A 20,298-nucleotide genomic window follows, 5' to 3' on the forward strand; every position below is an offset into this window, starting at 1 on the left:
AAATACAGAAGGATCGGAAGGGCTGTTGATGATGAAGATACGAAACAAACTGCTCCTTAGCTTTGGAACCGTTTTGCTAATTGTCCTGCTCGCCTTTCTTATTGTTTACTCTACTTTGCAGGACGTTTCCAAATCCTATTTTAATTTAGCAAATACCGATATGAAAAAATTGCAGCTTGCCCACCAGATTCAATTTGAAGACCTTGCGTTAACAGATGCGGTCAGAGGGGTGATTATCGAACCGGATAATACGGCCGAAAGGGAAAAGTACAATCAGTTTGCAAAGCAAATTGATCAACATATTAAAGAAGTGACTCCGATGCTGGATGATTCCAGGACGAAAAAAATTTTCCACGATCTAAATATAAATAATCAAAAATTAGTTGAATTAGAAACGCAGATGATGGAATTGGCCGGGGAAGACCGCCAAAAAACGCTTGCTATTTTTCATGGTGAATATGCGGATATTCGCGCTATTTTTAGTTCCAAACTGGAAGAATTCAAACAAATTGAGACAGAACGGATAACCAAGAAAATAGCGGAAGATGAAAAATTAATAAGAAAAAAAATCATGGCGGGTGCAGCGGTATTTATCACAGCACTGTTCGCAGGAATTTTAATTGCAATATTTATTTCTAAAAGAACCACCCGGCCATTGTGGAAAATTGCAAATAAATTAGAGGAATTGGCGCGAAATAAAGGAGATTTAACAGCTAGAATCCATATCACGAATAAAGATGAAATTGGAAAGCTGGCGACGGCATTTAATAGAATGCTGGAGAACCTGCAAAAAATGATGCTAAAAATAAAGGAAACGACAGATGAAGTTTCCGCTTCAGCACTCGAGCTTTCTGAAGGTACTAAAAACTTTGCGGAAAGTACAGAACAGATCACGATGGCAGTTCAAGACATTGCTTCCGGAGCCGGTGATCAAGGGGACATGGCGGATGAAAGCTCACATGCGGTGAATAATATTGCCAATGAAGTTCAAAAAATTGCATCGTCATCTTCTTTCGCAGCAGAATCGGCCTTGACCACATCGAAAATCGCAGAAGAAGGAAACAAATCAATTGTCAAAGCAGTCAAGCAGATGGAATTTTTACAAAAATCCGTTGATGAAGCGTTTATTAAGATTGAGGAACTTGGCAAGCTTACCGACGAGATAAAAAAAATATCAGATGTCATGGCAAATATAGCGGAGCAGACGAATTTATTGGCTCTAAATGCTGCCATTGAGGCGGCGCGTGCAGGGGAACAAGGCAAGGGTTTTGCTGTTGTAGCAACGGAAGTTCGAAACTTGGCGGAAGAGTCAAAACAATCTGCGATTCAAATAAATGAAATGATACAGCATGTTCTCTCCATTGCTGCTGCCGCCGTGGAGAATATCGATAAAGGAAGGAGCGATCTAAAAGAGGGTAAAAGGGTTGTTGATGATGCTGGGCGCGCTTTCCATAAAATTTTAACATCAGTTGAGAAAGTAACATGTCAAATACAAGAGGTTTCCTCATCTGTCCAGCAAATGTCAACAGGAGCTGATCAAGTTGCTGTTTCTATCGGACAATTGGCTGACATCGCCAAAAAATCATCAGCTCATTCACAAAATGTGGCAGCCTCAACGGAAGAACAACTGGCTGCAATTGAAGAATTTACAGCAACGGCAGAAAATCTCTCAAATGTAGCAAAAAAACTGAGAAACATGATCGGGGAATTTAATGTTTAACATTGTTTTTATCTATTTCCAGCATTCATTGTAAGTTTCATGTTATATTATCTAACAAAATCATTGAACAATGCTGCACTCCTTTCTATATTAATCTTAAATAAAAATTTCATAAAGGTTCCTGATCGATAGGAACAAAAAAGCTGTCTAGGGTTCCGCTGCTGCTTAAGTTTGCAGCAGGTCTGGTCCGAGAGAGAGCGTATAGAAAGCATCAAAAGATGTCTTTCTATAAACACGGAAGGATAAAAGCCTGGGAGATTTCCCTAGGCTTTTATTTTTTTACAACGATCATTAAGAAAAGTCTCAAGGGAGGTATTTTGGATGACTAAAATTTTCAGCAAAACGATCGTACCTGGAGGAAAATGGTCAGGAAAAATCGGAAAAGGAAAGCTTATTCGTTTTACAGCCTTGGAGGCTGGAGCCAATCTTTCACTTATGATGTATCATGCACATGATCTTTCAGAGCGTTATAACATGCCAGATACATTAAAAGCCCAGCACACATTTCACTTGACAAAGGGAAACGTATTGATGAGCGATAACGGCCGAGTATTGGCCAGCATCACTAGCGACAGCCTTGGCTGGCACGACACTGTTTCAGGCTATACCACAAGGGAAGGAACAGATGAGAAATATGGAAAAACAAGCTATCAAGAATTAAGAAATGACTGGCTCAGAAGCGGAGAAGAGAACTTTGCCATGGAACTTGTAAGAAACGGGCTCAGCCTGCGCGACATGGCTCCTGTCGTCAATCTGTTTTCAAAAGTGAAAACCGACGACAAAGGCAACCTTACCTATTGTTTGGATCATTGCAAAAAAAATGACACAGTAACATTAAGAACAGAAATGGATATTTTGCTGATTGTATCTAATACACCAAACCCGCTTGATCCAAGAACCAACTATCCGTCCGTTCCGGTGGCAATGGAAGTGCTTCCGGCAGAGCCTGTCGATTTGAACGATTATTGTGTAAATTATCGTCCTGAAAACCGCCGGGCATTTGAAAATACTTGGGAATATTATGCGCTTTTGTAGCATCGGGCAGGAAATTGTTTGAGTACCCAGGCTGATGCCTTTAAAGATCAACATTATAGAAAATACCGATTTAAAAATACGATATGAGGAGGAAAGGAACATGGAAAATATTAAAAAAGTAGAAAGTCCTCGAAAAGAAGAAAATGCAATCTATAACAAAATCATCCCTGCCGGGGAAGGCTGGATGCATGAACTAAATTCAGGGCAAGTTCTAAGAATTGTCGACTTGGAAGGAAACCAAGCAGTAGATACATTGTTTTACGATGCAGATAATCCGGAGGATCATTACAGTGTAACAGCCACCATTACAGGACAGAAAAATATTTACTTAACAACAGGTTCGGTGCTTCGTTCTGAATCAGGAAATGAATTGCTGAAGATTGTAGCGGATACATGCGGGCGCCACGATACATTAGGCGGTGCTTGCTCAGCACAAAGCAATACCGTCCGATATGCACATGATAAATTGCATATGCACAATTGCCGCGACACGTTTATGCTGCAGTTGTCGAAATATGGGGAGCGTTTTACAAAAAGGGACCTGGCTCCAAATATTAACTTCTTCATGAATGTTCCGGTTACAGAAGATGGTCATTTAGAATTTGCTGATGGAATCTCTTATGCCGGAAGTTATGTGGAATTATTATCCCTTCGGCGGACATTGGTGCTGATCAGCAACTGCCCGCAATTAAACAATCCTTGCAATGCTTACAATCCAACAAAAATACAAGTGCTGATTTGGGATAAATAAACAGAATCAACTAGGATACGGATGCGTCAGGGGGGAGTACAAAATGTTTAAAAAAATTCTGATTGCCAATCGCGGGGCAATAGCCGTCCGGATTGAACGGACGCTTCGCAAGCTTGGAATTCTATCGGTTGCTATATATACAAAGGCGGATCAAGACAGTTTACATGTAGACGAAGCAGATGAAGCTATTTTAATAGGAGAAGGCCCGGTCAAAGACAGCTATTTGAATGGAAATTTAATCATAAAAGCTGCCATTGAGTCAGGAGCCGATGCCATTCATCCCGGATATGGATTTTTAAGTGAAAACGCAGATTTTGCCCGCTTGTGCGTACAAAATGGAATTACGTTTATCGGACCTTCACCTGAACAGATGGAGATATTCGGATTAAAGCATTCTGCCAGAGAAATTGCAAAAAAAGCCAATGTTCCTTTATTGCCGGGAACGGACCTCATCACCGATTTGGATGAGGCGGTAAAACAAGCTGAACATATTGGTTATCCAATTATTTTAAAAAGCACGGCAGGAGGCGGAGGCATCGGAATGCGCGTTTGCGAAAATGAACAGCATTTGCGCTCGGCATTTGAGGCGGTACGTCGTCTTGCTGAAACAAATTTTAAAAATAAAGGAGTTTTCCTGGAGAAATATATCGCTAGAGCACGCCATATAGAAGTTCAAATTTTTGGAAATCGATTTGGTGAAGTGGTAGCTTTAGGCGAACGAGACTGCTCTATTCAGCGCCGCAATCAAAAAGTTGTGGAAGAAAGTCCGGCCCCTCTTTTGTCCCAGGAAGTCAGAAAAGAAATGTTCGCAGCCGCCATCCGATTGGCGGAAGAAGTTGGATACCGGAGTGCAGGCACCGTTGAGTTTTTATATGATCCTGAAACAAGCTCCTTTTACTTTCTTGAAGTGAATACAAGACTTCAAGTGGAGCATGGTGTAACAGAAGAGGTCTTTGGCATCGATCTTGTTGAATGGATGATACGTGAAGCAGCAGATGATCTGCATGAATTGCATTCCTTAGTAAAAGAGCCGAAAGGGCATAGCATTCAAGCGCGTATTTATGCGGAAGATTGTTTGCATGAGTTTCGGCCGAGCGCCGGACAGATTGATGAGGCAAAATTTCCTAAAACAGCTCGAACGGAAACGTGGGTAAGAAACGGAATCACGGTTACGACTCTTTATGATCCAATGCTGGCGAAAGTGATTGTTCGTGGAAAAAACAGGGAAGAGGCGATCGGAAAACTCATACAAGCGCTAAACGAAACGAAATTGTACGGTATTACAACCAATCTCCACTACTTGAAAGCTTTATTGAAGGAAAAGGATTTTATAAAAGGAAATGTATACACCCGTTTATTAAACCATTTTCAACCTAGAGAACATGCACTGGAAGTATTGGACGGAGGAATTCAAACAACTGTTCAGGATTGGCCCGGACGCATTAAATATTGGAGCGTAGGTGTGCCGCCTTCCGGTCCAATGGACCAGCTCTCGTTCCGGATTGGAAATAAACTTCTCGGGAACAGAGAAGGCGCCCCTGGTCTTGAAATGACATTGCGCGGGGGATCTTATCGTTTTCGAGATGATATATGGTTTTGTATTACAGGTGCCGATATGCAGGCTAAGCTTGACGATCAGCCCGTGCCGATGTATGAACCTGTTTTGGCAAAAAAGAACCAAGTATTATCATTTGGTGAAGCGAAAAGGGGAATGCGGACTTATTTATTAGTAGCAGGCGGTTTTGACATGCCTGAAGTTTTAGGAAGCTCCTCCACATTTACGCTCGGCGGATTCGGCGGCCATGGCGGACGCGCCTTGCGCACTGGCGATGTGCTTTTGGTCAACCGGGGGGCTGTTGTCAAAAAAACGAAGGGGCTTCCAGCTGAATATAGACCGATCATGACGAATAAATGGACGATAGGCGTCATTCCGGGCCCTCATTGTACAAGCGAATTTTTGCAGCCGGATTATTTGCAGCAATTAACTGAAACAGAATGGGAAGTGCATTTTAACAGTTCGCGCACAGGCGTCCGGTTAATGGGCCCAGCGCCGAAATGGGCAAGAGAAGACGGCGGAGATGCAGGTTTGCATCCATCAAATATTCATGATAACGCTTATGCAGTGGGATCGCTTGATCTAACAGGCGATATGCCGATTTTACTGGGACCTGATGGACCTAGTTTAGGAGGATTTGTCTGCCCAGTTACGACGGCTTCAGCTGAGTTTTGGAAAATTGGGCAATTGCATCCGGGCGATATCGTCAAGTTTCATTTGTTGTCATTGGAAGAAGCGGCGGAACTTCGAAAAAAACAAGAAATGTTTATGCAAAAAATTGAAAATGGCAGTTTGTACGGATTTCAACCTTCTCAACTTCCTGCCATTAATCCAAAAATTACAGCCGACGATTCAATTTTGGCTCAAGAACAAACATCTCGAAACATTCCAATTACGATTCGTTCAAGCGGCGACGAAAATTTGCTGATTGAGTACGGTTCAATGGATTTAGACCTGCTGTATCGGTTTCAAGTACATGCTTTAATGCAAGCGATACAACAAAAAGGCAACATCCCTTTCCTTGATTTAACGCCGGGCATTCGGTCTTTGCAAGTGCACATTGACCCATCGAAAATGTCCGTTCGCGAGGCTTGTCAAAAAATTTTAGAAATTGATCGCGAGCTTCCGCCGCTGGAATCGATAAAAGTCCCTTCACGTATTGTTCGGCTGCCTCTTTCCTGGGATGATCCGGCTACTCAATTGGCCATTGAACGCTACCAGAAAAACGTCCGTTCCGATGCTCCGTGGTGTCCGAGTAATTTGGAATTCATCAGGCGCATAAATGGCTTAAAAAGCATTGATGATGTAAAGAAAATTGTATTTGATGCAAAATATCTTGTTTTAGGATTAGGCGACGTCTATCTTGGCGCTCCAGTAGCCATTCCAATTGATCCTCGGCACCGTTTAGTCACAACAAAATATAACCCTGCCCGGACTTGGACGCCTGAAAATGCGGTAGGAATTGGCGGTTCGTATTTATGTGTATATGGAATGGAAGGTCCTGGAGGCTATCAATTTGTCGGCCGGACGATTCAAATGTGGAATAAATTCCGGACAACGAAGAGTTTTGAACAAGGAAAACCTTGGCTATTGCGGTTTTTCGATCAAATTCAGTTTTACCCAGTAGATGCGGAACAGTTGCTGCAATTGCGGGAAGATTTTCTTAGAGGAAGGTTTGAAGTGGAAATAACAGAAACAGCGTTTGATCTTGGCGAATATTTAAAATTCTTGGATTCGATCAAAGATAGTGCCGAAACTTTCCGCATGCGGCAGCAGGAAGCTTTTCAAGCAGAGCGAGAACGGTGGAAGCAGCTAGGATTGGCGGAATATATATCAGAGCATGAACCAATGAAAGAAGGGCAAGAGGAAAATATCCCTCCAGGTGCTGAGGTTGTTCGTTCTTCCATGCCTGGAAGTGTATGGAAAGTTCTTGTGTCTCCTGGACAGCAAGTTAAGAAAGGCGATGTTCTGATGATTGAAGAAAGCATGAAAATGGAGTTTCCGCAGCTGGCCCCGTGCGATGGACAAATAGTAAATGTTTACGTGAAACCAGGGGACGAGGTGCAATCAGGACAATTGATTGTCAGCATTTTAAAGCAGAAAGAACGAGAGGAGGTTCTCAAATGAAATCGGTCAAACATTTTCCTCAACCTTTGACGATTGCGCGGTTGAGAGAGATGTACCTTAACAATGAATTGACTCCCGAAGAAGTAGTCGTTGAAATCATTCATCGAGTTAAACAAGATGAGGATATGAATATATGGATTACCCCTCCGGCAATGGAAAGAATTCAGCCTTATCTAGACAGGCTTGCTTCACTGGATCGGAAAAGCTTGCCATTATGGGGAATTCCATTTGCTATTAAAGACAACATTGATTTAGCCGGGGTTCCGACAACTGCAGCTTGCCCCCAATATGCTTATATACCAGAAAAAAGCGCAACAGTGGTTGAGCGGTTAATTGCAGCAGGTGCAATCCCATTAGGAAAAACAAATTTAGATCAGTTTGCCACTGGGCTTGTCGGTACAAGAAGTCCTTATGGAGAAACGAAAAATGCCTTAAAAGAAGAACTGATCAGCGGGGGATCAAGCTCTGGATCTGCGGTGGCCGTTGCACGAGGCCATGCAGCGTTTGCACTCGGAACGGACACTGCTGGGTCCGGACGAGTGCCGGCAGCCTTAAATCGCTTAGTCGGATTTAAGCCGAGCAGGGGAGCCTGGCCGACCGCTGGAGTAGTTCCGGCTTGCGCAAGCCTTGATTGTGTGACAGTTTTTGCGCACAATTTGCAGGATGCATTGGAAGTTGATCGAATTGTGCGCGGCGAGGATGAAACAGATCCTTGGTCACGCTATTTCCCGAACGTATCGCCGAAAAGTCCGAGCAAAATTTGTTTGCCGAAACAACCGCTTTCGTTTTTTGGCCCATTTCGTGAAGGATATAGGAATGCATGGATGAAAACGATGAAAAGATTGGAACGTTTGCGTCTTCCGATTGAGTATATCGATTATGATTTGTTTTCCGAAGCGGCGTCTCTTCTTTATGAAGGTCCTTGGGTGGCGGAAAGATGGGCGGATTTAGGTGATTTTGTGAAAGCAAATACAGAAGATGTGTTTTCCGTTACGGAAAAAGTCCTTTCTTCCGGAGCTTCTCCTGATCATACGGCAGCATCAGCTTTTCAAGCGATGCACAGGATCCAATCAATCAAGCATAAAGTGAAAAAATTGTTAAAAGATGCAGTATTAGTTTTGCCTACTTGTGGCGGTACTTGGACGCGCGAACAAGTTAGGCTCGATCCGATTCGCACAAATAACGAAATGGGAAAATACACCAATCACTGTAATCTTTTGGATCTGTCGGCAATCGCCATTCCGGCAGAGGATGCGGAAGCAAATGTTCCTTTTGGCATGACGATGTTTTCGCTGGCAGAACAGGAAGGATTGATATTCGGACTTGCTTCTCAATTTTTAGGAGAGATTCTAACAGAAAATTTTCAACCGCAAAAAAATACGACTTTTGTTGCCGTCTGCGGTTTGCATATGAGAGGGTTTCCGCTCGAAAATGAAATGCATCAATTCGGCGGCAAATTCGTATGTGAAGCAACAACTGCTCCTAATTACCGGCTGTATAAGCTGCCTACGGATCCTGCCAAACCTGGGCTTATCAAAACAAACCACAATGGCGCCTCCATTCAATTGGAGATATGGGAAATGCCATTAGCTTCATTTGGTGCTTTTACAGCATCTATTCCAGAACCTTTAAGTATAGGAACAGTAGAACTGATCAACGGAAACAAAGTGCCGGGCTTTCTTTGTGAAGCGTATATAGCCAATCAAGCGGAGGATATTACAGCTTTTGGAGGATGGCGTTCCTATTGCCTGAAAGAACTCAATTCATAATACAAAAGCCGTCAAACATGTTGGCGGCTTTTTCACGTTCAAGCGCAAAATTCTAATTTTAAGAGATTGACAGGATGGAGTGACTGAACTATTTAGATAAAATCGACGTGTACGTACAGTGTATTAGGAGACAGAAAGTTAGCTGCATACTTCTGTTTTGTTTATTTTTTAAACTGTAAAATACGACTTTTACCTCTGCTGGTTACTTGAATATTGAAAATACCAATGTATCAATTCATTTCCAAATTGCTTGAAAAAATAGTATTTCCTCTTATTTAGATTTATTACATAAAATTTTAAAATATTGTATTTAAATTCCAATTTTGGTAAAATTACTATATATAGTAAAAATAACTAGGAGGTGTGGGAATTTATAAAAATTAAGAAAACTATTTTTTTTATAATATTCTTCATCTTCTTAGCTTCATGCAATCATCAATTATCCTATGATCAAAAAATTGATTGTAATCAGAATTGGGCTCTATGCTCCATACAGAAGGAATATGCTGATCCTAACTCTTTAACAGACACACCTATAAAAATTGCCATTATTGATAGTGGAATTGATGAAGAAAAGGCTCGTGTCAAAGTATCAAAAAGGTTCAACGAGAAAAATAATCAAATAGATTCATACGGACATGGTACAGCGGTTGCTAGTATCATTAGAGAATGGAGAAATCATTACTCAACATTTTGATGTAGTGTTGCAAGAAATTGACGGCACCGATTTTATTGCAACACTCATTGATCAAGATACTGGAGAATCTTACCAGATCAATACCATTGATGCTCAAGCTTCGGTTCTGCCGGCGGTTATAATCGGAGTAGTTGCAAAACATGGAATCAAGTATGCCATAAAAAAATTTGGAAAAAAACTTATCGTTAAGTCGATAAAAAGCTCTAAAGCCGTTCTTAACACATTTGCAAAGGCAGCCGTTAAAGCAGCAAAAAGTAAAGTTTCCAAATTCAATGTAAGTAATAAGCATTTAAAAAATGCTGGAGGTAATTTTTCTAAATTCAATACTACTGATAAAAGCCAAATACGTAATTGGGTTAAAGAAGGATTAAATTCTAAGAACGCATCTTATTCTTTAAATCCAGAGGAAGAAAAAAAGAATGCGGATTTGTCATTTGTAGTTATAGCGGACCTTGGTAAAGTAATAGGTACAAAAGGTCAGAAAAAATAAAAATTGTAGTAGGGTGGGATGGTGAAATATGGACAGCATATCCAATCAATTAGAGTTTGTCTATCACTTTACAACCGATGAATCTTACATTCCTAAAAAGTGGAAAAAAGATTCTGCTATCGTACTTAGAGTTGATGGAGATTTTGACATAAAAGTAGATGGAATCTCCTATTTCCGAGATGATATCGCATTGTTGGAGTTTTATTTATACCTAGAGAGATGGCTCGCCATTATCGAAAGTGGCAAATATGATATCCCGGAATTTCATTATTATACTCTTGAAATTGACGAAGATGAGCCGTTAATTTCAATCATCCCTTTTGACAATAACGATAAGGCTCGACTCACTTCTATTTGGAGAAAGGAACCGTTTGATCCTGTATTTAAGATGGATTATATAGTGAACCAATTGACAGAATTACGCGATCAATTAAAAAAAGATATCGAGGCACATTATAACATTTCAGTAGAACCGTTTATTGATAAATTTCCGATAAAAGCTTTAGCAGTTGTAGACAAAAAAAAGGGTAAGACGAAATGGCTTTAGTCATTGAACGTTACTTGTTAAAGACTATGTCAATGTTTGTAGTTGATAACATTTCTTGGGGCTGCCTATTATTTTTGAAGCCCCATTTATTTTTTCAAAAAGTGTCCGAATTATGCTAATTCAACACTACTGATAAAAGCCAAGTACGCAATCGAATGAAAAGGATTCAATTCTATAAATCCAGAGGTAGAAACAAAGAATGCTGATTTATCATTGTAGTGATAACCACTCGGTAAAACATAGGTACGAAAGAGTAATAGGGGATGGGATGGTGAAATATGGACAGCATATCCAGTCAAATAGAATTTGTCTATCACTTTACAACCGATGAATCTTATATTCCTAAAAAGTTGAAAAAGAATGCTGCCATTGTGCTTAGAGTTAGTGGAGATTTTGACATAAAAGTAGATGGAATCTCCTATTTCCGAGATGATATCGCATTGTTGGAGTTTTATTTATACCTAGAGAGATGGCTCGCCATTATCGAAAGTGACAAATATGATATCCCGGAATTTCATTATTATACTCTTGAAATTGACGAAGATGAGCCGTTGATTTCAATCATCCCTTTTGACAATAACGATAAGGCTCGACTCACATCTATTTGGAGAAAGGAACCGTTTGATCCTGTATTTAAGATGGATTATATAGTGAACCAATTGACAGAATTACGCGATCAATTAAAAAAAGATATCGAGGCACATTATAGTATTTCAGTAGAACCGTTTATTGATAAATTTCCCATTAGAGCTTTAGCTGTCATCGATAAAAAGAGAGGCAAGAAGAAATGGTTTTAGTATTCTGTAAAAAATTAGGGATACAAATCCTTTAGAGTATAGGAACAGTAGAACTGATCAACGGAAACAAAGTGTCGGGCTTTCTTTTGGAAGGCGTATATCGCCAATCGATTCGAGGATATTACAGATTTTGGAGGATGGCGTTCCTATTGCCGAAAAGAAGCCGAATCATAATGGCAAAAGTGGCTGTCAAAGTAGTCGATTTTTTCGGCTTATAGGTGCCCTTTCAATATTCAATGTTTATGTTTTTCGTTTCCAAAAGATTTTGGCTTTCTGGACAACTGCTTTTCCTATGTTTCCCTATCTTGATCATGTCCTTCGGGAATCTTATGAAGGACTTTTTCTATGCACGCCATTTTCATTCTGTCCTTCAAAAGTTATGACGGACATTCAGTATATGCAATTTCCTTTTTTTGGATTCCATCACCTCCATGAAGGACGTTTATAAATTTTATTAGATTATTTTTGTCCTTTACAGTGGCATTTCTTCAAAATCCATCCTCAGTTCGGATTCTAAAATCAAATCAGTGAACCTTTAAGTAATAAAAAAAGGTTTCTGCCTTTTTGTTCATCTCAACATTTATTAAATGGAGAGATGCTTCCAAAAGTTTGAACAACTTTTGTGAAGCATCCTCCTGTTTTAATTATGTGGTTTAAATATTTTTAACATAGTTTTCATATCATCATTGTCACTAACGATGTTTCACTTGTGAGTTAGACAGAAATTTAAAACGATACTGAACTTTTTTCTTGTTTGATCCGTATTAAAAGATGAGAGGAGGAAAATACATGACGTTGAAGCTAGAGCAAGTGACGAAAAAATTTGGCGATTTCACCGCTGTGGATAAGCTGTCTTTATCCATTCCGGAAAAAGAAATGTTTGGTTTTTTAGGGGCAAACGGTGCCGGAAAAACGACAACATTTCGCATGATTTTAGGGCTGCTGGCACCAACTGAAGGAACCATTACATGGAATGGAGAAAAAATTGATTATAGCACGAGCCCGTATATCGGATATTTGCCCGAAGAGCGGGGATTGTACCCGAAATTAAAGGTAAAGGATCAGATTGTCTATTTAGCCAGATTAAGAGGGATGAACAAAAAAGATGCGCTGAAGGAGCTGGCAAATTGGCTCGAACGGTTTAAAGTGCCGGAGTACGCTGAAAAAAAAGTCGAAGAGCTGTCGAAAGGAAACCAGCAAAAAATTCAATTTATTGCTGCTGTCATACATAAACCGAAGCTGCTCATCTTGGATGAACCGTTTAGCGGATTGGATCCGGTCAATGTTGAGCAATTGAAAGAGGCTGTCATTGATTTGAAAAATGCCGGTACATCCATTGTGTTTTCCAGCCATCGGATGGAGCACGTTGAGGAATTATGTGAACATTTATGCATATTACATAGGGGAAGCCCTGTAGTTCATGGGTCGCTCAAAGAAATTAAACGTTCCTTTGGCAAAAAAAATCTCGTGATTCATGCGGATTTTGATCTCAATTTCTTGAAGGATTTCCCAGGTGTCGTAAAAGCCAAGACAACAGTTGAAGGGATTCAATTGCAAATTGAAAGAGAAGAGACCGCACAACAATTGTTACAGGAGATTGTCGATAAAGGATTTATTCGCAAATTCCAAATAGAAGAGCCTTCATTACATGATATTTTTATAGAGAAAGTGGGTGCGGCCTATGCATAACTTTTGGACTGTTTTGTTCCACACTTATTTTACCAAACTAAGATCGAAGCAATTTATCATTTCCACGGTTATTACATTGCTTATTATTCTAGTTTTGGGAAACATATCAAAAATTATTGATTTTTTTAATTCTGGTGAAAATCAAGAACGCCTTGCAGTCATTGATCAATCAAATTCTTTATTTGAACCGTTTAAAAAGCAATTAAAAGAAGTTAATCCGGACATTCAATTGCAAAAAACTAATGCTTCCGAAGAAGAGCTGAAAAAGAATGTATTAAATGATGAGATCAAAGGGTATCTCGTTTTATCTTTAAATGATGAAAACCGGCCGATGGCGGTATATAAAGCAGCGTCTCTTGCAGACTCAACCGTTCCAAACGATTTGCAATATGCCCTCCAACAAGTGAGCATGGTATGGACAGCAGGTCAATTGAAATTGACGCAAGAGGAACTGATGAAGCTGAATGCGCCAGTATCTTTTGAAATGGAAGCGTTGAATGCCAACGCAAAAACGGTGGAAGAATTGAATCAAGCGAGAGGTCTCGTATATGTACTTTTATTTGTAATATATTTTGCAGTGATCATGTATGCAAATATGATTGCGATGGAGGTAGCAGTAGAAAAATCTTCTAGAGTGATGGAAATTTTAATTTCCAGTGTTCCTCCTATTACACAAATGTTTGCGAAAATTTTAGGTGTTGCTCTATTGAGTTTAACGCAGCTTGCCTTATGGCTTATTGTCGGCTACGTTTCCATTAAACAGAATTTAGAATCGATGGATGGAGGATTTTTCTCTTTCTTTGGATTCCAAAACACGTCGTTGTCGACCATTCTATATGCAGTCATTTTCTTTATTTTAGGCTATTTATTATATGCGACGATGGCTGCCTTTCTAGGCTCGCTGGTCAGTCGTATAGAAGATGTTCAGCAGTTGATCACTCCGATGATTTTAACGGTTGTGGCGGGCTTTATGCTAGCGATATTTGGTTTGAGCAATCCGGAAGCTTCCTATGTTACGATCACATCATACATTCCGCCGTTTACCCCGATGCTGATGTTTTTGCGGGTTGGAATGCTGGATCTTCCAATTTGGGAGCCGCTTTTAGGAATCGGTTTATTAATAGCATCCATTGCTATATTAGCTGTCTTCGGGGCAAGAGTTTACAAAGGCGGCGTATTGATGTACGGAAAATCCAATGCGCTTAAAGATATTAAAAAAGCTTTACAGCTATCGAAAAATAAATAAAGAAGACATTACGCAAAATGGTTTTCTTTTGATTTTGAGCAGATAATAATAAACGTAGCAAGCAGCCCGATTCCTATATACTAGGAGTTTGGCTGCTTAATTTTTTGGAAGCTTTGATAATGATGAAAATGAGTCAATTTCTGCGCAGTATTTTTTCTCAACTACCGAAGTTGGGGGATCTCCCTTTTGCATTTTCGATTATTCCTGCAAATATTCGCTTCTTGACGATGTGATTTTTAATAGTAAAGAGAAAATCCCCAGTCAATCAAGACATTTATTGTAATTGAAAGCGGTTTAAAATTTTTTGAAGATGTATGACAGCATCGGAAAGAATAACTGATTCCTTTGCAAGCTCATGGATCCCTTCAATATGTTCCTCCAATGCTGCCGTTGTTTCGTTGACTGTGTTGGTGAAATCATGTGCGATTAAGTTTACATTTTCTATTAAACCTTTTAAATTGTTGCCGTTTTCACGAATGTTTATGACGTTTTCTCGATTATGCTTTAACAGAGAATGAATGTCTGAAAACATTCGCTTAAATGTCTGCATGCTTTCTTTTGTTCCAGATATAGACAAGGAAGCTTGATCAACACTTTCTTCATTTTTTTTGACGGCAGTAACGGCATGAGCTAAATCATTTCTCGTTTCTTCCAACGAAGATAAAATTTTAGCCGCAAAAGAATTTGTATCATCTGCCAGTTTGCTCACTTCTGCAGCTACAATCGCAAAACCTTTTCCAGATTCACCTGCTCTCGCTGCTTCAATGGAAGCATTTAATGCTAAAAGGTTCGTTTGCTTGGCAATTGCTGTGATCGCAGAAGCCATTTCCATCGCTTGATCCGCTTTTTTGGATACCATTTGGATGAGAGAAGTTGCCTTTTTCGTGTCATTTTCAATATTTAGCATAAGCTGTTCCGTTTTTTCAATCATTTGTTGCCCTTCATCTGCTGAACGCATCGTTGATTGAGCGTATTCAACAACACGTTCAATTTCCGATCCCATATTTGATACACCTTCTATCATCGAATTTGCCAGTTCGCTAACTTTTTTAAACGAATCGGTCTGCTGTTTGGAGCCTTCGCGGAACACTTCCATTGTTGCAGCAACTTCATCAAAAATTTCCGATAAGCGATTCGCTTCTTTTTTTTGATCTTGACTGACCTTCTTGACAGTTTTGACGGCATTGGCAAACTCGCTTAAAATCGACCGGATTCCAAAAATAATTTTATTGATTTCATAACCTATTTGATGAAACTCATTGCGTTTGCCGACAATATCTACTTCGACATGAAGGTTGCCTGATGATACAGTACGTGTGACGTTATACCATTGTCTAAGATTAGAAGTGAACGAGCGGTAAACAAAGAAGCTGTTTACTGCACTGGCGCAAATAGTTACGAAAAATAAAATAATTGCTTGACGAAAAGATAATTGCATAAATAAAGCTGTCATGAGGCAAAGAAAGCTTGGCAAAAACGATAGCATGGCAAAATTCATTTGCAAGTACGGGCGATGAATGAGTCTTCCTAACCGGATATTATAACGTTTTCCAGTACTGTCTGTAACGAGCGGACAGCTCGCATCAACAAGAATTTCTCCTGTATCACGGATATACAGCTGCAAAAGCGGTTCTTTTGTTGTAGCGGCTTTTTTGCCGACCTCATCCGAAAATACTCTTCCTTCACGAAGGCGATTGGTATGTAGCGGAGAATATCCTGTTTCATCTACGACCAAAAAATATTCGTCTTGGCCCAGCCTTTCATCGAACGTTTTTCGAATTTTGTCGAGCTGTTCGGTTAGCGGAAGCTGAGGATCTAGCTGTTTCTTAATGATATCGCTTACATTCACGACTTTTTTGAGTGCTTGTTGAGCAGCTTTTTTCTTTATTAAACGGCTCATACTTCTCCCTCCCCTTACTACAAATGTATACCCCATTTACAGAATTTTCAATAATTATTTACTAAAAATTTAATTTCTAGTAAAAAAGGAACAAATGTTCTATTTTTATAGATTCAAAATTTAGTATTTGATATAATGAAAATGCAATTGAACGGTAGACTCAAGGGTGGTTGGCATTTACCCCGTACAGAAAGGGGGTGTGCCGATGACAGTATTCGAAGCGTTAATGTTTGCAATCAGTTTTTCAAGCCTTATAATTACAATGCTGTCAAATCCGCAAAAAAAATAATCCACCCTTGAGCTGATAGCAGTGGTGGATTATTTTTTACCTGCTGCCTGATCCCCTTGAAGGGAACCGTCTGTTGCAGGGCCAAGGGTGTCGCAGCACCTTTGGTCGTCTGGTTGTTGATGCAATTTTTCAACTTCATTATACATTATTCCCCTCGTCTTGTAAAAGAGAGCCACTATATGATTCTGCTTGATTATATTCCCTTCATATTTTGATCCTTTTTATTATGTTGATTTACCTTTTATTTTTCCCTTGAGTGAAAAATCCCAAAATAATAGACGTGAAATCAACAAGTAAACAATATACGTTTCAAATCTTAGCTATAAATAAAATATTCAAAACAAAAAAACAAAAATAAAAAAATATATTCAATAATAAACAATCATATGTTATATTTAAAATAAATAAAAACAAAAATGGAGGTCAACAGATGGTCAAAAGTTTGTGGGATTCAGAAAAAGCTAAAAAATTGTCGGAAGGTTTGGAACAGTTAGTCTACCGTTCCAATTTAATCGGAGCTGATCGCGCTGTATGCAACTGGGGCGGAGGCAACACTTCAATGAAAACAATTGAAAGCGATTTCCGCGGCCGTGAAATTGAAGTCATGTGGGTAAAAGGAAGCGGTTCAGATTTAGCGACAATGAAAGCACACAATTTTACAGGACTTAAATTGGAAGATATCCGCCCGCTTATAGAACGAGATGAAATGTCCGATGAAGAAATGGTTGCCTATTTATCTCATTGCATGATTGATCACAAGCATCCACGCCCTTCGATTGAAACTTTGCTGCACGCATTTCTTCCGTTTAAGCATGTTGATCACACGCATCCTGATGCGATTATCAGCATTTGCTGTGCGGACAACGGAAAGCAAATTGCTGAGGAGATTTACGGCAACCGATTTGTTTGGGTGCCTTACGTGCGTCCTGGATTTACGCTTTCCAAAATGATTGCTGAAGGCGTGAAAAACAACCCGAATGCAGAGTTAGTGTTGATGGAAAAACACGGCTTAGTCACATGGGGCGATACTTCAGAGGAATGCTATGCAAAAACGATTTCTATTATTAATGAAGCAGAAAACTATATAAAAGAGCGAATCGATGAAGAAAAAGCATTTGGCGGATTAAAATATAAAGCCCTTTCCAAAGATGAAAGAAAAGAAATCCTAGCGGAAATATTGCCAGTTATTCGTGGTGCTGTAAGCGATGAAAGAAAAATGATTTTAACTTGGGATGACGGAGAGGATGTTCTTCAGTTTGTTAACAGTCGAAACGCAAAAGAACTTTCTCAAATAGGCGCAGCATGCCCTGATCATTTAGTTCACACGAAGCGGGTTCCTTTATACATCGAATGGGATCCGCAAACAGAAAATAAAGAGCAATTAAAGGAAAAAATAAAAGAAGGAGTTTCCAATTATAAAAAAGACTACAAAGCTTATTTTGAGCGGAACAAAAACGAAGGGGACAAAATGTTTGAAGCTGCCCCTAGAGTAATCTTAATTCCTGGTATTGGAATGGTGAATACAGGGAAAAACGAAAAAATGTCAAGGATCAGCGGAGCTCTTTATCATCGCGCCATCGCTGTCATGAAAGGGACAGATGCGATCGGGAAGTTCGTCTCATTAAACGAAAATGAGTCTTATAATGTAGAATATTGGCCGCTTGAGCTCTACAAATTAACGCTTGCTCCGCCAGAAGCAGAATTTTCGCGCAAAGTGGCTTTTGTCACAGGCGGTGCAGGAGGAATTGGCAGTGCGACGTGCCGACGTCTAGCCAGCGAAGGCGCACATGTTGTTATCGCTGATTTAAACATCGAAGGAGCAGAGGAAAAAGCTAAAGAAATTAACGAAAAATATGGCGAAAATCGTGCAATTGCCGTCAAAATGGACGTAACAAAAGAGGAAGAAGTGCAAGCTGCCTTTAAAGAAGCTGCCCTTGCCTTCGGCGGAGTCGATATTATTGTCAACAACGCTGGACTTGCTACATCCAGTCCGTTCGATGAAACAACTTTGCAAGAATGGAATTTAAATATGAACGTTCTTGGTACAGGATACTTTTTAGTAGCTCGCGAAGCGTTTAAACAAATGAAGAAGCAAGGTATTGGCGGGAATATGGTATTTGTTGGCTCGAAAAATTCAATTTATGCTGGAAAGAATGCGGCTGCTTACAGTGCTGCAAAGGCGCTTGAAACTCATTTGGCAAGATGTATTGCTGCTGAAGGCGGCCAATACGGAATACGTGTAAACTCCGTTCTTCCGGATGCCGTTCTTCAAGGCTCTGCAATATGGGATTCCAAGTGGCGTGAAGAGCGTGCAAGAGCTTATGGAATTTCACCGGATGAATTAGAAGATTATTATAAAAAACGAACAACATTATTAGTAAATGTGTATCCTGAAGACATTGCAGAGGCGATTGCATTTTTTGCATCTTCTAAAGCTGAAAAAACAACCGGATGCATGATCACAGTTGACGGAGGTGTTCCAGCGGCATTTACTAGATAATCTTTCAACAATACAAAAGAGCAATAGCCTATTGGCCATTGCTCTTCATGAAAATTCTCCACATAACAGTTATCGGTTATTATAACGAATTCGTGAATAAGAAAGATTTAATCATTGCAGCAGGTCATCCCCCTTCAACAACGTACGGAGACTTAACCATCAGGAGGCTTCCGGAAAGCGGAAAAGGGCATAAAAACCTTTTCCGCTTTAAAAGATAATAGATGCGCTGTGAGAAAACTGCTTTGAGCCTGATGCGCTAAAAATATTGGTGACAATGATTTAATGATTCATTTTATAATGTGGTATATTATTTTCTGGCAGCGCTTGAAATCTTTAGGACATATTGGGGTAATGTGGTATATTATTTTCTGATAACTATTGAAAAACTTTTGAACATATTGGGGGGACGTGCAAGGTGCTTGTAGCCGAAAGACATAGGAAAATAGTTGAAATCGTTAACAAAAAATTAAGTGTACGAGTATCGGAGCTTAGCAAAATGTTTTCAGTCACGGAGGAGACGATACGAAGAGATTTAGAAAAGCTGGAAAAGGAAGGGAGGCTTCTGCGCAGCCACGGGGGAGCGGTCAGCATTGAAAGAGACCAGCAGCTCGAATTGTCCTATTTAGAACGTGAAGTCACAAATGCCAAAGAAAAAAAAGCAATCGCTGCAGAAGCAGTTAAGCTCATACAACCAGGAGACCAGATTGTTTTAGATGCAAGTTCGACGGCATGGTATATGGCAAAGGAACTGCCAAATGTACCACTAACAGTTATAACAAATTCCATTAGAGTAGCAATTGAATTAAGTGTCAAAGATCAAATTAAAGTCATGTCAACCGGCGGAATGCTCTCTTCAAAATCATTATCGTATATTGGTCCTCTCGCAGAACGATCTTTGGAAACATACCATGTCAATAAAGCTTTCCTATCCTGTAAAGGTGTGCATCTTGAAGGCGGACTCAGCGATTCGAATGAATGGCAAGCATTAATAAAAAAGCAGATGATGGAGATAGCAGATAAAACCATTTTACTAGTTGACTCCAGCAAGTTTGGCGTTCGGACGTTCGCTTTAATCAATCATATTGAGAAAGTAGACGAAATTATTACAGATTCCAATATCCATCCAGCATATAAAAAAGAGTTTGAGGGAAAAAACACAAAAATCACAATCGTTCCTTTATCGTAA

Annotated in this window: 16 protein-coding genes and 1 riboswitch; of the genes, 14 read left to right on the top strand and 2 right to left on the bottom strand. The window is 39.8% G+C overall.

All coding sequences use genetic code 11. The annotated features are described in order from the left end of the window. Positions 1 to 28 precede the first annotated feature (28 nt). The 11 genes from NSS70_RS03595 to NSS70_RS03645 all read left to right on the top strand — a co-directional run bounded on the left by NSS70_RS03595 (position 29) and on the right by NSS70_RS03645 (position 14,423). Positions 29 to 1,720 (top strand): methyl-accepting chemotaxis protein, encoded by a 1,692-nt coding sequence (locus NSS70_RS03595; protein ID WP_327848450.1) that lies wholly within the window; start codon positions 29 to 31, stop codon positions 1,718 to 1,720. 136 nt (positions 1,721 to 1,856) lie between these two features. After that, a riboswitch (guanidine-I (ykkC/yxkD leader) is annotated at positions 1,857 to 1,979 on the top strand. A 62-nt stretch (positions 1,980 to 2,041) separates the two neighbouring features. Beyond that, positions 2,042 to 2,755, top strand: a complete 714-nt coding sequence (locus NSS70_RS03600) for an urea amidolyase associated protein UAAP1 (RefSeq protein WP_327848451.1) — start codon at positions 2,042 to 2,044, stop codon at positions 2,753 to 2,755. Between the two features lie 100 nt (positions 2,756 to 2,855). Next, on the top strand, positions 2,856 to 3,506 hold the full coding sequence (locus tag NSS70_RS03605) for an urea amidolyase associated protein UAAP2 (protein ID WP_340880945.1): 651 nt from the start codon (positions 2,856 to 2,858) through the stop codon (positions 3,504 to 3,506). Positions 3,507 to 3,549: 43 nt separating this feature from the next. Continuing rightward, positions 3,550 to 7,188: an urea carboxylase gene (uca, locus tag NSS70_RS03610; RefSeq protein WP_340880946.1), complete on the top strand. Its 3,639-nt coding sequence runs from the start codon at positions 3,550 to 3,552 to the stop codon at positions 7,186 to 7,188. Further along, a complete protein-coding gene (gene atzF / locus NSS70_RS03615; RefSeq protein ID WP_144598064.1) occupies positions 7,185 to 8,957 on the top strand; it encodes an allophanate hydrolase in 1,773 nt (590 codons plus the stop codon). The genes uca and atzF overlap by 4 nt, the downstream gene beginning before the upstream one ends. A 638-nt stretch (positions 8,958 to 9,595) precedes the next feature. Continuing rightward, positions 9,596 to 10,144: an SAR2788 family putative toxin gene (locus tag NSS70_RS03620; RefSeq protein WP_130156700.1), complete on the top strand. Its 549-nt coding sequence runs from the start codon at positions 9,596 to 9,598 to the stop codon at positions 10,142 to 10,144. Between the two features lie 28 nt (positions 10,145 to 10,172). Further along, positions 10,173 to 10,691, top strand: a complete 519-nt coding sequence (locus NSS70_RS03625; protein ID WP_144598063.1) for a DUF7878 domain-containing protein — start codon at positions 10,173 to 10,175, stop codon at positions 10,689 to 10,691. Between the two features lie 278 nt (positions 10,692 to 10,969). Next, complete coding sequence (locus NSS70_RS03630; protein WP_144598062.1) at positions 10,970 to 11,488, top strand: DUF7878 domain-containing protein; 519 nt, start codon at positions 10,970 to 10,972, stop codon at positions 11,486 to 11,488. Positions 11,489 to 11,618: 130 nt separating this feature from the next. Further along, positions 11,619 to 11,936, top strand: a complete 318-nt coding sequence (locus NSS70_RS03635; RefSeq protein WP_063389257.1) for a hypothetical protein — start codon at positions 11,619 to 11,621, stop codon at positions 11,934 to 11,936. Between the two features lie 341 nt (positions 11,937 to 12,277). Beyond that, positions 12,278 to 13,177: an ABC transporter ATP-binding protein gene (locus tag NSS70_RS03640; protein WP_144598061.1), complete on the top strand. Its 900-nt coding sequence runs from the start codon at positions 12,278 to 12,280 to the stop codon at positions 13,175 to 13,177. Beyond that, positions 13,170 to 14,423 (top strand): ABC transporter permease, encoded by a 1,254-nt coding sequence (locus NSS70_RS03645; protein WP_063389255.1) that lies wholly within the window; start codon positions 13,170 to 13,172, stop codon positions 14,421 to 14,423. The genes NSS70_RS03640 and NSS70_RS03645 overlap by 8 nt, the downstream gene beginning before the upstream one ends. 274 nt (positions 14,424 to 14,697) lie before the next feature. Here NSS70_RS03645 and NSS70_RS03650 read toward each other — a convergent pair whose 3' ends face one another. Further along, complete coding sequence (locus NSS70_RS03650) at positions 14,698 to 16,323, bottom strand: methyl-accepting chemotaxis protein (protein ID WP_340854837.1); 1,626 nt, start codon at positions 16,321 to 16,323, stop codon at positions 14,698 to 14,700. A 205-nt stretch (positions 16,324 to 16,528) separates the two neighbouring features. On the opposite strand from NSS70_RS03650, the gene NSS70_RS20765 reads away from it, so the two are divergent. Beyond that, entirely contained in the window at positions 16,529 to 16,612 is an 84-nt protein-coding gene (locus tag NSS70_RS20765) for a putative holin-like toxin (RefSeq protein WP_375338799.1), read from the top strand. Here the strand turns inward: NSS70_RS20765 and NSS70_RS03655 are convergent. Beyond that, positions 16,581 to 16,751 (bottom strand): hypothetical protein, encoded by a 171-nt coding sequence (locus NSS70_RS03655; protein ID WP_157727905.1) that lies wholly within the window; start codon positions 16,749 to 16,751, stop codon positions 16,581 to 16,583. The two genes, NSS70_RS20765 and NSS70_RS03655, sit on opposite strands and share 32 nt — an antisense overlap. A gap of 291 nt (positions 16,752 to 17,042) precedes the next feature. Here NSS70_RS03655 and NSS70_RS03660 point away from each other — a divergent pair, with 291 nt between their 5' ends. Further along, positions 17,043 to 19,112 (top strand): bifunctional aldolase/short-chain dehydrogenase, encoded by a 2,070-nt coding sequence (locus tag NSS70_RS03660; RefSeq protein ID WP_340880947.1) that lies wholly within the window; start codon positions 17,043 to 17,045, stop codon positions 19,110 to 19,112. A 415-nt stretch (positions 19,113 to 19,527) separates the two neighbouring features. Continuing rightward, complete coding sequence (locus NSS70_RS03665; RefSeq protein ID WP_066246791.1) at positions 19,528 to 20,298, top strand: DeoR/GlpR family DNA-binding transcription regulator; 771 nt, start codon at positions 19,528 to 19,530, stop codon at positions 20,296 to 20,298.

Source organism: Aeribacillus sp. FSL K6-2848 (assembly GCF_038004325.1).
Classification (GTDB): domain Bacteria; phylum Bacillota; class Bacilli; order Bacillales; family Aeribacillaceae; genus Aeribacillus; species Aeribacillus composti.

Coding starts and splice junctions, on each gene's coding strand:
- NSS70_RS03660 (WP_340880947.1), top strand. CDS start 17,043: ATGGTCAAAAGTTTGTGGGATTCAGAAAAAGCTAAAAAATTGTCGGAA.
- NSS70_RS03600 (WP_327848451.1), top strand. CDS start 2,042: ATGACTAAAATTTTCAGCAAAACGATCGTACCTGGAGGAAAATGGTCA.
- NSS70_RS20765 (WP_375338799.1), top strand. CDS start 16,529: ATGACAGTATTCGAAGCGTTAATGTTTGCAATCAGTTTTTCAAGCCTT.
- NSS70_RS03620 (WP_130156700.1), top strand. CDS start 9,596: ATGGTACAGCGGTTGCTAGTATCATTAGAGAATGGAGAAATCATTACT.
- NSS70_RS03645 (WP_063389255.1), top strand. CDS start 13,170: ATGCATAACTTTTGGACTGTTTTGTTCCACACTTATTTTACCAAACTA.
- NSS70_RS03605 (WP_340880945.1), top strand. CDS start 2,856: ATGGAAAATATTAAAAAAGTAGAAAGTCCTCGAAAAGAAGAAAATGCA.
- NSS70_RS03650 (WP_340854837.1), bottom strand. CDS start 16,323: ATGAGCCGTTTAATAAAGAAAAAAGCTGCTCAACAAGCACTCAAAAAA.
- atzF (WP_144598064.1), top strand. CDS start 7,185: ATGAAATCGGTCAAACATTTTCCTCAACCTTTGACGATTGCGCGGTTG.
- NSS70_RS03595 (WP_327848450.1), top strand. CDS start 29: ATGATGAAGATACGAAACAAACTGCTCCTTAGCTTTGGAACCGTTTTG.
- uca (WP_340880946.1), top strand. CDS start 3,550: ATGTTTAAAAAAATTCTGATTGCCAATCGCGGGGCAATAGCCGTCCGG.
- NSS70_RS03640 (WP_144598061.1), top strand. CDS start 12,278: ATGACGTTGAAGCTAGAGCAAGTGACGAAAAAATTTGGCGATTTCACC.
- NSS70_RS03630 (WP_144598062.1), top strand. CDS start 10,970: ATGGACAGCATATCCAGTCAAATAGAATTTGTCTATCACTTTACAACC.
- NSS70_RS03625 (WP_144598063.1), top strand. CDS start 10,173: ATGGACAGCATATCCAATCAATTAGAGTTTGTCTATCACTTTACAACC.
- NSS70_RS03655 (WP_157727905.1), bottom strand. CDS start 16,751: ATGAAGTTGAAAAATTGCATCAACAACCAGACGACCAAAGGTGCTGCG.